Source organism: Pedobacter soli (assembly GCF_900101435.1).
Classification (GTDB): domain Bacteria; phylum Bacteroidota; class Bacteroidia; order Sphingobacteriales; family Sphingobacteriaceae; genus Pedobacter; species Pedobacter soli.
The window spans coordinates 352,527-364,060 of the sequence record NZ_FMZH01000004.1 but is presented as its reverse complement, the minus strand read 5'-3'; the positions used below and the strand labels follow the sequence as shown (position 1 = coordinate 364,060).

Genomic DNA, 11,534 nt, shown 5'->3' with positions numbered 1-11,534 from the left:
ATACGTAATGGCATTAAGCAGGATTTGGTCGGCATTTATTATTGTAGCTATTGTAGTAGCAAGTGTTAAATGTATTTTCTTTGGGCAAAGCGACATTTTTAACTGGATGGTGATTGGCAAATCATCAGATCCTTTAAATCCTTTAAAACTGGATGGTATTATCGAAACCTGTTCTATTGCCGTTAAACTCTGTATTGAATTAGTTGGAACGCTGGCTTTATTTATGGGCTTTATGAGTATTGCCGAAAAAGCCGGCGGAATCCGTTTATTATCTAAAATCATTAGCCCGTTCTTTTCCAAACTTTTTCCTGAAGTACCTAAGGGACACCCTGCAATGGGGCACATGATTATGAATTTCTCTGCCAATTTACTGGGACTGGATAATGCCGCTACGCCATTCGGGATAAAAGCAATGGAAAGCCTGCAAGAGTTAAACCCTAATAAAAATGTAGCCAGTAACCCACAAATTATGTTTTTGTGTTTGCATGCTGCTGGTTTATGTTTAATTCCGGTAAGTGTAATTGCAATCCGGTCTACACAAAATGCCTCCGATCCTACCGATATATTTATCCCCTGTATGATTGTAACCTTTGTGGGGACCATGGCAGCCATGCTGATTGTTTCCTTTAAACAAAAAATCAACCTCTTACAGCCCGCAATATTAACCTGGGTATTGGGTATTTCGATTGTTATTGCGGCTATAGTATGGTATGTAAGTAGTTTAAATGCAGCAGGAGTTACTTCTTTTTCGGGCCTGTTAAGTGGTGGATTGATCTTATTAATTTTCCTGCTTATTGTATTGGGTGCACTTTATAAAAAGATCGACATATTTGATGCTTTTGTAGCCGGTGCCAAAGGAGGCTTTGAAACCGCTATTAAAATTATCCCTTATCTGGTAGGTATACTGGTAGCCGTTTGTATGCTTAGAACCAGCGGCACCTTTGATGTAGTGATGAATGGCATTAAACATGTTTTCCTGTTTTTCGGTGCAGATACCCGATTTGTTGATGCACTGCCAACAGCTTTGATCAGACCCTTGAGCGGTGGCGCTGCAAGAGGTATGATGGTAAGCACCATGATTACCAACGGACCTGATTCTTTCGCCAGCAGGTTATCGGGTGTATTTCAGGGAGCATCCGACACCACTTTTTATGTAGTAGCCGTTTATTTTGGTTCGGTTAGCATCAGAAATACCCGTTATGCTATTGGGTCGATGTTATTGGCCGATTTAATTGGAGTAATTACAGCCATTACCATGGCCTACCTGTTTTGGCCAACGCTGAAATAAATAAATGCATAAAAAATCCTTGTCCGGTTATACCGTACAAGGATTTTTTTATAGGTATTATTATGAAAGCTTAAGAAACAGCGGCAGGCAAAGAAATTCTGCTGATAATCTCATCAATGGCATCAGGATCTATGGCTACATTTTTAGATGCACACCACTTTTCGCTCTTGTTATCTAACCAGATACAAAAAGAATGATAGCCATCTAAAATCACGGCATAAGTTTCATGAAAATCATCTTGGATACGCATGCAAAATCCTTTAAAAATTTTGCCTCTAACAATAAATTGCAGGGTTGAATAATTTTCTAACATGGCTCATTATATTTTTGGTTAATTTATAACACTTTGTTAACGAGAATGTTTTGTTAATTTTAAGGAATTAATAAATTTCTTTACAACCGTTAAAACAGGCTTAACCTATGTTTAACATATTCGAATAGCCTTTAGCTATTAAACGCTTTTTTGAAGGTAAAAATACCTCACATTGCAAATTTAATATCGTTCGTCCTCGCTTTACAATAGCGGTTTCGGCTACAATTTCATCTCCTTCGCTTGCAGTAGCGAAATAATCAATATAATTGTTTACCGTGGTAAATCTGTCATTCAACCCCATGGTAAAAACTGTGGCACCAATTAAATCGTCGATGATGCCTGCAGTTACGCCACCGTGTAAAATCTGATAAGGATTGGTCATTTCTTTACGTACGGTATATTGGCAAACTAAAATGCCATGTTCGGCCTTGATTAAAACCGGTGCCAGCCAGTTCATAAAATTAGAAGGCGATGTGGTAATGACTTTACCTATCGATTGCCTTAAAAAATTTAGTCTTTGTTCACTTAAAGATTCTTCCATGATGATGTAAAAATAGCTAAAACAGTCCATAGTCCATAGTCCATAGTCCATAGTCCATAGTCCATAGTCCATAGTCCATAGTCCATAAGATGGAACGGTTACCAGAAAAAAGGTTTAAACAAGCATTAAAAAAAAGAAAATGGATAAAGAAGACATCAGTTGGCAATTTTCAGTTCACATTATCCCTTTCCCCTATCCCATCTTACCTCTTCCATCCTAGATCGGTATAATAATTTTAAAGCTCATGTTCCTGCCCATATTGTATATACCCGATCGGCCGTTTGGCGAAGCAGCGTAATATTCGAAATACTTTAAGCGGTTTAAATTAGACTGGTAAGCAGTGTTGAACAAATTATCGACCTGAATAAAAACATCGAACAGGCTTTTGTTTTTTCTGCTTACAATTGTTGATCCAACGCCACCATTAACTAATGTATAACCTTTGGTAAAAGTTTCGGTATCGTCTAAACCATAAAACTTATGCTGATCGGCAAAAATGGCAGCATCAATTTTAACATATGGTTTACTTAAAAAGCCAATAGCCTTTTGTGCTGTTGCTTTAAGCTCCGATCGGATTTGCAAAGGCGGGATAAACGGCAAATACTTAGCCTCATCACCATGTTTGGCCAAAAGTTCTTTGTTTTGGTTTAAACCCACCACATAAGCCATGCTATTGTTAAAGCTGAGCCATTTAATGGCAGCGGGATGCAAATTAACCGTAACCTCAGCACCATACAACCTCGCTTTTGATTGCTGGTATTGATAAGTTAAATTACCCGGCACAATAACAACGGGATTACCATTTGCATCGGTTAAGCGCGATTGATAAATATAATTCTGAATATTGTTGTTAAACAACTCCAGACTGATATCGGCATCCTTTAAATAAGCAATCAGGCCAATATCTTCCTGCAGGTTAAATTCGGGCTTAAAAGTCCGGTTACCCAAGTACACAATATGCGCTCCCGGATCCAATCCATTCGAACCAATTTCGGTAATATTTGGTGCACGGTAGCCGCGGGCAATATTGGCTTTGATTAATAATTTCTCAGAAATGTTATAGGTTAAGCCTAAACTTCCTGATACCCCATAATAATTTTTGCTAAATGATGGGAATTGCAGGTTTCCGCCGGGAGTAGATGCATTCACCTGTTGTCCGAAACCGGTTTGTGCATCGGTACCCACGTAAAAATCGTCCCACTTAATGTTCCTTCTATCGAGTCTGATCCCGCCCGAAATATCTACCTTGCCAAATGTTTTCTTTGCAAAATAAAAAGCACCAATATCAAAGAGATCGTAATCCGGGATAGGAAAATCGGTTGCCGCCTTGCTCCTGTTGGCCTGATACATACCATTTACCCCAATAGTACTTTCAATCCCCGAAAAATCAGGAAGGTTGTACTTCAGGTCGTAATTAAAAGTGTTGAGCACCACATAAAGACCCGCTTGCTGAGGTACAGTTGGGTGGTTGTATTCGCGGCGCACGCTTTGCTGGCCACCAAGCAATACATTCAAATCGCTGTTACCAAATTTAAACTGACTGGTATTGTAAAAGCGGTAATGCTGAATGTGCTGATGCAAAGGGTTTATCCGATAAGTATTGAGTTCGTTGTCTGGTACAATCGGTCTGCTTTTGATATCGTCACCATCATCGAGCACCTGACGTGTAAATTTACGCGAAAGCGAATCCCTGCTTCCGTCGGGTATTTCCATTAAATTATCGTAATAGGTTACAGCGGTTTTCGAATAACCCCAGTGTTTATCTACCCTTGCTGTGGCGGAAAAATTATATTCCCTGAAAGCCGTACCATAAACTAAACCATCTATCTTATTTTCGTAATTGTGAGCCGTTTTCCCGGTCCCCCTGATGGTAAATTTCCAATCGTTTTTGATGTAAGCCAAGCCCAGCGAGGCACCTATCATGCCATTATTGGTCTGGTAGTTGGTTGTAAAATCGCCTTTTAACTTTCCATTTTCAAAATTCGGGCTGTAAGGAATCATATTAATTACGCCTGCCAATGCATCCGATCCGTAAGTTAAGCTGGCAGGCCCTTTTACCACTTCAGCTCTTGCAATTCCATACTCATCAACCTCAATACCATGTTCATCGCCCCATTGTTGCCCCTCCTGCCGCAAACCATCATAAAGCGTTAAAACCCGGTTATAGCCTAAACCACGGATAAATGGCTTGGAAACATTTGGGCCGGTAGTAACCGCAGTAACTCCAGGCACTCCTTTTACAATGGCTTCGATCAGATTGGTGTTCACGTTCTGATCCATCGATTTTTTTGAGAGTACGGCAATAGGTACCGGACTTTTGCGCAGCTCGGTTGCCCGGTTTACCCCGGTAATCACCACATCCTTTAAATTAGCTTCCATCGAAATCAGATCTACATTCAGAAAAGTGGTATCGTTGTTCAACGTGATTTTAATCTTTTTGTTCTGATGGCCCACACCAGAGAACAAAACATCGTAACTACCCGAAGGCACATTAGTAAAGTGGTAAGCACCAGATTGATTTGATTTGGTTGACTTATTTAAATTTAAAATTTTGACAGTAATATTTTCGGTTGGGGTATTTTGAGAAGTAACCAGGCCTTGCAATACGGTTTGCTGACCATTGGAAGCGAGGCAAATAAAAAGGAAAGAAGTAAAGAGTATAATCGTTTTCATCAAATATTGTTTGTCTAAATATAATTTTAGACAAATCTAAATTTATATTTATACTTATCAAATAAAATATTTAGATATTTGATAAAATAGCTGTTTTTGATGATTTTTATCTGCTTTAATTTATTCCAATCTTTAATTATGTACCTTAGTAAAGATGAAGCTTGAGGAAAAGCAGTAATTAAATTAAAAAAATAAACAGATCAAATATGGATATTCAAGACCCTTCATTGTTAAAAGACGGCGATCAATGTTTAGTTGTAGGCGGTACACATAAAGGAAAATCGGGTACGGTAAGAGATATCAATACCAGTAAAACCGGCCATATTACCATCACTGTGGTGCAGGAAAATTCTGACCGTTTTAAAACACTCGGAAGAAATGTCGTAGTTACCCGCCCCACCGGCAATTAATTTTCCAGCTAAACCGCAATCACTAAAATTAACCCGCTAGCATACAGTTACTTTCAAATATCTGCATCTAAAACTTACACTATCGTGATTTGAGTGGCTACTAATGGCATAATTTTTATAATTTTAACGGCAATATGCCGATGTCTTTAACCCCGCTTTCCGAAGCAGATTTGTTGCAGTTTGAAGATCAACTTGCTGATCAGGAAAAGTCAGTTCACGAAAATTTTGCAAAGCTGATCCAGTTATACCAGCGTTTTGAATTAAATGAGCAAGCCCTGAATAAGTTTGAACATAAGGCTTCGGCTATGCGCATTCAAAGTGATTATGAGTTAAAGAAAACGCATTGGGATGGCGAGTTGGCAGAATTAAAAAAGCAATTCAAACTGCTGGATAACCGGATTATCGCTGCTGAGCAAAAAATGTCGAGGGGGATACCCGACGATTTGCTAATTATGGAAAAAATGATTGCGGAGCAGGAGCTGATTGTTGCCGACCAGGAAAAACTAAACCAGGCCGAAACCGCATTAATCAGCCATGTACGCGAAATTGATATCGAATACGGAAAACAGCAGGAAAAACTAAACCAGCAGCGCTCGCAACCTAAAACAGAAAGTTTAACCGATATTGCCGAAAAACTGGACGAGTTGCGCGCGGCAGAGCAAAAAACAAAATTAAAGGCAAACTTAGTTGCCCTCCTACCCATTTTAGGCATCCCGCTATTGTTCGATTACCTGACCAAGAATTTTGGTTTGTTAAGTACCCAGCCTACACATTCGTTAATAACCGGGCATTTTATTTTTCTAATTGTTTTAATTCTGGTCGAAATCTTTTTGGCCGATAAGATCCGCAAAAAGATTTCCGTTTACCTGGCCTCAGGTTATTTGAAAACACAGCTGAATCATTTAAAACAATATGCTGTAAACAATCAGCAAAGTATCAACAAGATCGAAAACACCTATAAAATTAAGCTGACAGATATTAACGCTTAAAAACCTTTAATAAGTACTGAAGATATGATGATTTTCCTGTAAGTTTTTAGTACTGTATTACTATCCTAAAAGCCCTATAAAAGACCGATCAGTCTTTTATAGGGCGCAAAAAAAATTAATTCCCGTGAGCTGCTTCAGAAACAGTTTTCCATGCTTCGAAAGCATTTAAGCGTTCTTTGTAAGCCTGTGTTACAGCAGTATAAGCAAATTTGCCGAAAAGCACACGCAAAGGAGGATTACTATTATCAACCAAATCGAGTATGGGTGCCGCTGTCGCCTGTGGATCGCCGAAGATACCTGGAGTTGATGCCGCTTCCTGGAAACCTTGTTTTAGCGGATTATACGCATCAATACTGGTGGTTTGTGCTGCCGAAGCTCCTGCCCAGTCGGTAGTGTAGCCATTAGGTTCAACCAGGGTAACATGAATACCAAAATCTTTTACCTCGCTGGCCAAAGTTTCGCTTAAACCTTCTACAGCAAATTTAGAAGCGTTGTAAATGCCCAATACAGGCAAAGTAACCAAGCCTAAAAAGCTCGATACCTGAATGATATGGCCGCTTTGTTGTACACGCATGATTGGCAATACGGCTTGCGATAACCAAAGTACGCCAAAGAAATTGGTTTCCATTTGGTTACGGGCTTCTATCTCGCTGGTTTCTTCAACTGCACCAAACAAGCCATAACCTGCATTGTTGATCAGTACATCAATCCGTCCGAAATGAGCTGCCACTTCGTTAACCTCCGCAAAACTTGCCTCCCGGTTGTTTACATCTAATTGAATGGGCAATAACTGATCGCCATATTGTGCTTTCAAGTCTGTCAGCGATTCGAGATTTCTTACTGTAGCGGCTACTTTATCGCCACGTTTTAAAAATGCTTCTGTCCAGATTTTACCAAACCCGCGCGAAGCTCCTGTGATTAAGATTACTTTTGACATTTTATTTTTTATTGGTTTAATAGTTCATTAGTCATTAGTTCATTGGTCAATGGTTTATAGCCAATTCGGTTAACATTACCTTCTGACTAACTAATTGGTAATTGTATTTTGTTTATTGGACATTTATTAATTGGTCTTTGATAATTGCTATTTGGTTATTTAAATTATACCAATCGGTCTTTATTTTTTCAAAAAAAATTAAATCAGATACGACTCAAAATCTGCTTTAATGGCATCCGTGATGATATTCATTTGTTCACTGGTTTCCAATACTTTGCTGCATAGAATAGCCCCTTCAATCATTGCAAATGTTTTAATGCTGAAGTTTTTGGCGTTCAGCTCTGCGCGTAATTCTCCGTCTTCAATGCCATCACTTACAATATTAAAAATCCTTTTCTGTGCTGAACGAATCCCTTTTTTGACATATTCTTTCATGCTTTCATCAGTATCGTCAGCTTCGGTACCAAAATTCAATAAAGGACATCCCCCATCTTCCGTTTTAATACTTTTATAGGCTTCAATCAGGTTAAAAAGTTTTTGTTTGGCTGTTCTACCCTGGGCTACAGCCCTATCCAACACATTAGCCAGCGAGGTGGTTAAATAAAAGAAAGACTCTTTACAAATTTCATCCTTGTTTTCGAAATTACCATAAATCCCTCCCTTGGTTAATTTAGTCGCTTCCATAATATCGCTCAGCGATGTTGCCGCCATCCCCTTTTTGTTGATGATGGTAGCTGATTTTTCGATAATAAATCTTCTGGTGCGCTCTGCTTTATTCATGATCTTAGATTTAAGCTTCAAAATTAAACCATTTGGTATATTTTAAAAAATGTATTTCAAAAAAAGACTTTTATATTACTTACATCTTAAAACATCATTTAATCGGTTTCGCCATTGGCATCGCCGGTCAATACCGAACTCATGTAATCAAAGAAAGGTCGCATGGCGGCAAAAGTTTGCCCGGCTTGTTGCAGAAAGCCTGGATCGAGCACATCTTTATCTTCAAATTTCCGTACCAAAAGAAACTGTTTGTATCGTAGCAAATCAATTTCGGGATCATCTTTAGCAAAACCTTTAGGTGCCGTGGCCAGCTGCTCGCCTTTTAATGTGCCAAAATTGGCCATGAAATCCTTACTGCCTATGATTTTTCTTAAAGGTGTGCCATCAAAAGCAATATCTTCTCTAATGAGCTTGATATCTGCCGGCGATGGTGCCCAGAATCCACCAGCTACAAAACTGTTGCCTTTCTCAATATGAAAATAATAACCACCTCTCCTTTGTTTGGTTGCACGTTTAAAACTACCACTCCAGTGCGATTTGTATGGTGTTTTATCTTTAGAGAAACGCGTATCGCGATAAATGCGGTACAGGCTTTTCTTCCCGCTTGGCGTTTCAATTACGTCGGTTAAGTTGAGGATGCCCAGAAGTGCCGTAGCAAATTCTTCTATATGGGTCTGCTCTGCTACAAATTCATCTTTATGGGCATTAAACCAATCCCTGGTATTGTTTTCTTTTAATTGGGCAAGAAATTGGATGCTGGATGCGGGGATGGTAACGGTAGCGGGGTTGTTTTTACTCATTTTTCAGGTATAGTATGGAATCAAATATAGTGAGGAAAAAGGGAAGGTGTGTGGTAAACTCTAGATTTGTTATTCTATTACCTTGAGATTGCCAGTCAAGCTGGCAATGACGATCTGTGCTGAGGGATTTCAAAAGATGTGCTCACCGTAAACCTCCCGCATTTAAATTAACTTAATAGTAAAACGGGTATCCTTTTCGCCGAAGGTTTTTAATGAGAATTCGAAACCATGGTTGAGCAGAATTTCCCTAACGAGTGTTAAACCAATGCCCTGACCGTCTTTTTTAGTGCTAAAGAACGGACTAAATAAATGTGCTGTATTTTCTGGTGAAATACCTTTGCCTGAATCGGTAATAACCAAAGTTCTGCTACGCTTATCTACAGTAAACTGAATAAAACCATCATTTCTAATAGCCTCAATGGCATTTTTTACGATGTTAATCAGCGCCTGCTCCATTTGTTCCACATCGGCCCGGATGATATAAGGCTCAACGGGTAAATCGAATTTAAATTTAACCTGCTTTTCATTGGCTTGAAAAAACATCAATTCAGTCACTGATTTTAGCAAGGCTATTAAATCTACCTGTTCTTTTTTAGCTACGGGAATTTTAACCAGATCGGCAAAGTTGCGCATAAACACATTGAGGTTCTGGTTACGGTCTATAGCGATTTTAAGGGCATTTTTAAGCTGATCGTCGGTTTCGTTTACCCACAAATGCTGTTGCGCCAAAGCAGTATTCATAATCGAATTTACCGGACCAACGGTATTGTTTACTTCATGGGCCATCATGCGAATGACTTTGCTGTAAACATTTTTTTCGGCCTCAAAAATTTCAGCCGTTACTTCTTCCATCATCACAAAAACACGTTCGAACCCACGGTCCATAAACCTTGATTTCTGAATTTTAAAAGTCCGCAAGCCATCCGTGCGGATTGTTCTGGAGGTTCCGGTTTCCATATCCTGAATATGACGTGATAAAAGCTCCGGATTAGTTTGCAATACCGTAGTAGCTATGGGGTTAATTTGCTTAATCTGTCCATCAAAATCTAACACAATGATGCTGGTTGGCGAAGTCTGGATCAGTTTTTCGAGAAAAAAATGTTGTTCCTCCTGTTTGGTACGTTCTTTACGCAATTCATCAATCATCCGGTTATATACATCTACCAGTTCATCGACCTCTTTTTTGCCTGTAAACAAAAATTTGACGTTAAAATCCTGATCTTTTATAGCCGAAATACCCTGCCTTAAATAAGTAAGTGGCTGGATAAGCTGCTTGTAAAGGTTGAGTGAAATGATTACCGAAATGATGATTAACACCTCTGTAAGGATAAAAACAACCTTATTATCCTGGAAGATAAAAAAGCTCATCACCAGACAAATGAGGTGCAGGATAACCAGGAAAAGGATGTATTTAGTCTTCAGCTTCATTAAACGGAATTTGATATTTTTCCAGGCGACGGTAAAGTGCATTCCGGGTAATACCCAAAGATGCAGCTGCTTTGGTAATCCTGTTTTTATGGAAATTCATGGCTTGCTTAACCATTTCGGCCTCCATCTGGTCTAAAGTCATGGTACCCACCCCCGGTAATTTTACCTGCTCGTTTTTTAATGGCGATAAATTCAACTGGGCTTTAAAATCGTCGGGACCTAGCTCCTCATTCCGGCTGATTAAAACCGTTCTTTCGACCAGGTTTTTTAACTGGCGGATATTGCCGGGCAAAGGTAAGCGCTGCAACCAGCGCATGGCCGCTCCTGAAACCGTTAAATCGGGGCGGTTATAAATTTCTTTCATATTATTGATGAAGAAATTTACCAGCAATGGTATATCTGCAGCGCGTTCCCTAAGCGCAGGCAAATGAATGGTAATTAAGTTAATACGGTATAAAAGGTCTTCCCTGAAAACACCTGTAGCAACCATTTCGTTCAGGTTTTTATTGGTTGCACAAACTACGCGGGCATCAACCGTTTTGGTACGGCTGCTACCCAAAACCTCGTAAGTTCTGTCTTGCAGTACACGCAGTAACTTTACCTGACTAGCCGTTTCCAGATCGCCGATTTCATCTAAAAAAATAGTTCCCTTATTGGCCATTTCAAAGCGCCCCACCCGATCAAAACGAGCATCAGTAAAGGCGCCACGTACATGCCCAAACATTTCACTTTCAAATAACGAAGCGGAAATACCACCCAGATTTACCTTTACGAAAGGTTTTGTTGCGCGGCTACTGTTCTCGTGTATGGCTTCGGCAATCAATTCTTTTCCGGTACCGCTCTCGCCTGTAATTAAAACCGATGCGTTTGTGCCGGCTACACGACCAATTGTTTCTAAAATATTCAACAGGCCGGCATCTTCGCCAATAATCTGCTTAAAGTTGTATTTTTTATCGAGCTCTTTACGTGTACGCGATTGTGGTTGTTGCTGATTGAGTTGAAGCAGGGTTTTTACCGATTGCAACACATAATCGTTATCCCAGGGCTTATTAATAAAATCGTTCGCACCCAATTTCATGCCTTGCACGGCCAGTTCTATACTCGCCCAGCCGGTAATGAGGATAATTGGCACCGTTGCATCAAAATTTCTGATCTTTTTGAGCAGTTCCATCCCTTCTTTTCCCGAAGTATCGATCGAAAAGTTCAGGTCAAGGATAATGAGCTCGGGATGCTGTGTTTTAACAATTTCAAAAGCCTTAACAGCTTCGTCTGCGATAAGCACTTCATTCCCTGCGCTTTTTAGCAGTAGCGAGAGCGAAGTCCTTACCGCAATATCATCATCAACAATTAATATCATATACGAAGTTAAGATAAG

The 11,534-nt window shown here is 39.6% G+C and carries 11 protein-coding genes; 3 read left to right on the top strand and 8 right to left on the bottom strand.

What is annotated here, in order from left to right; translation table 11 throughout:
- Nucleotides 1–7: 7 nt before the first annotated feature.
- Nucleotides 8–1,288 carry a nucleoside recognition domain-containing protein gene (locus BLR37_RS11065; RefSeq protein ID WP_090768524.1) on the top strand — a complete coding sequence of 427 codons (1,281 nt, stop codon included), beginning with the start codon at nucleotides 8–10 and terminating at the stop codon, nucleotides 1,286–1,288.
- Nucleotides 1,289–1,358: 70 nt separating this feature from the next.
- Here BLR37_RS11065 and BLR37_RS11060 read toward each other — a convergent pair whose 3' ends face one another.
- From BLR37_RS11060 to BLR37_RS11050, 3 genes are all read right to left on the bottom strand, one after another.
- Nucleotides 1,359–1,601: a hypothetical protein gene (locus tag BLR37_RS11060; protein ID WP_090768521.1), complete on the bottom strand. Its 243-nt coding sequence runs from the start codon at nucleotides 1,599–1,601 to the stop codon at nucleotides 1,359–1,361.
- 100 nt (nucleotides 1,602–1,701) lie between these two features.
- Complete coding sequence (locus tag BLR37_RS11055) at nucleotides 1,702–2,142, bottom strand: PaaI family thioesterase (RefSeq protein WP_090768518.1); 441 nt, start codon at nucleotides 2,140–2,142, stop codon at nucleotides 1,702–1,704.
- A gap of 216 nt (nucleotides 2,143–2,358) precedes the next feature.
- Nucleotides 2,359–4,815, bottom strand: coding sequence for a TonB-dependent receptor (locus BLR37_RS11050; protein WP_090768515.1), 2,457 nt, complete (start codon nucleotides 4,813–4,815; stop codon nucleotides 2,359–2,361).
- Between the two features lie 206 nt (nucleotides 4,816–5,021).
- On the opposite strand from BLR37_RS11050, the gene BLR37_RS11045 reads away from it, so the two are divergent.
- Together BLR37_RS11045 and BLR37_RS11040 are read left to right on the top strand one after the other, a co-directional pair.
- Nucleotides 5,022–5,225 carry a KOW motif-containing protein gene (locus BLR37_RS11045; protein WP_090768512.1) on the top strand — a complete coding sequence of 68 codons (204 nt, stop codon included), beginning with the start codon at nucleotides 5,022–5,024 and terminating at the stop codon, nucleotides 5,223–5,225.
- Nucleotides 5,226–5,365: 140 nt separating this feature from the next.
- Entirely contained in the window at nucleotides 5,366–6,214 is an 849-nt protein-coding gene (locus BLR37_RS11040) for a hypothetical protein (RefSeq protein ID WP_090768508.1), read from the top strand.
- Between the two features lie 115 nt (nucleotides 6,215–6,329).
- On the opposite strand, the gene BLR37_RS11035 is transcribed toward BLR37_RS11040, so the two are convergent.
- From BLR37_RS11035 to BLR37_RS11015, 5 genes are all read right to left on the bottom strand, one after another.
- Nucleotides 6,330–7,151, bottom strand: coding sequence for an SDR family NAD(P)-dependent oxidoreductase (locus BLR37_RS11035; RefSeq protein WP_090768505.1), 822 nt, complete (start codon nucleotides 7,149–7,151; stop codon nucleotides 6,330–6,332).
- A gap of 198 nt (nucleotides 7,152–7,349) precedes the next feature.
- Nucleotides 7,350–7,931 carry a TetR/AcrR family transcriptional regulator gene (locus BLR37_RS11030; RefSeq protein ID WP_090768502.1) on the bottom strand — a complete coding sequence of 194 codons (582 nt, stop codon included), beginning with the start codon at nucleotides 7,929–7,931 and terminating at the stop codon, nucleotides 7,350–7,352.
- 98 nt (nucleotides 7,932–8,029) lie between these two features.
- Nucleotides 8,030–8,731: a DUF2461 domain-containing protein gene (locus BLR37_RS11025; protein ID WP_090768500.1), complete on the bottom strand. Its 702-nt coding sequence runs from the start codon at nucleotides 8,729–8,731 to the stop codon at nucleotides 8,030–8,032.
- 162 nt (nucleotides 8,732–8,893) lie between these two features.
- Entirely contained in the window at nucleotides 8,894–10,159 is a 1,266-nt protein-coding gene (locus BLR37_RS11020; protein WP_090768497.1) for a sensor histidine kinase, read from the bottom strand.
- On the bottom strand, nucleotides 10,143–11,516 hold the full coding sequence (locus tag BLR37_RS11015; RefSeq protein WP_090768494.1) for a sigma-54-dependent transcriptional regulator: 1,374 nt from the start codon (nucleotides 11,514–11,516) through the stop codon (nucleotides 10,143–10,145). Before BLR37_RS11015 ends, BLR37_RS11020 begins: the two co-directional genes overlap by 17 nt.
- Between the last annotated feature and the right edge of the window lie 18 nt (nucleotides 11,517–11,534).

Bases quoted from the DNA above. Each gene is read 5' to 3' on its own strand.
- BLR37_RS11065 (WP_090768524.1), top strand. From the start codon at position 8: ATGGCATTAAGCAGGATTTGGTCGGCATTTATTATTGTAGCTATTGTA.
- BLR37_RS11060 (WP_090768521.1), bottom strand. From the start codon at position 1,601: ATGTTAGAAAATTATTCAACCCTGCAATTTATTGTTAGAGGCAAAATT.
- BLR37_RS11055 (WP_090768518.1), bottom strand. From the start codon at position 2,142: ATGGAAGAATCTTTAAGTGAACAAAGACTAAATTTTTTAAGGCAATCG.
- BLR37_RS11050 (WP_090768515.1), bottom strand. From the start codon at position 4,815: ATGAAAACGATTATACTCTTTACTTCTTTCCTTTTTATTTGCCTCGCT.
- BLR37_RS11045 (WP_090768512.1), top strand. From the start codon at position 5,022: ATGGATATTCAAGACCCTTCATTGTTAAAAGACGGCGATCAATGTTTA.
- BLR37_RS11040 (WP_090768508.1), top strand. From the start codon at position 5,366: ATGTCTTTAACCCCGCTTTCCGAAGCAGATTTGTTGCAGTTTGAAGAT.
- BLR37_RS11035 (WP_090768505.1), bottom strand. From the start codon at position 7,151: ATGTCAAAAGTAATCTTAATCACAGGAGCTTCGCGCGGGTTTGGTAAA.
- BLR37_RS11030 (WP_090768502.1), bottom strand. From the start codon at position 7,931: ATGAATAAAGCAGAGCGCACCAGAAGATTTATTATCGAAAAATCAGCT.
- BLR37_RS11025 (WP_090768500.1), bottom strand. From the start codon at position 8,731: ATGAGTAAAAACAACCCCGCTACCGTTACCATCCCCGCATCCAGCATC.
- BLR37_RS11020 (WP_090768497.1), bottom strand. From the start codon at position 10,159: ATGAAGCTGAAGACTAAATACATCCTTTTCCTGGTTATCCTGCACCTC.
- BLR37_RS11015 (WP_090768494.1), bottom strand. From the start codon at position 11,516: ATGATATTAATTGTTGATGATGATATTGCGGTAAGGACTTCGCTCTCG.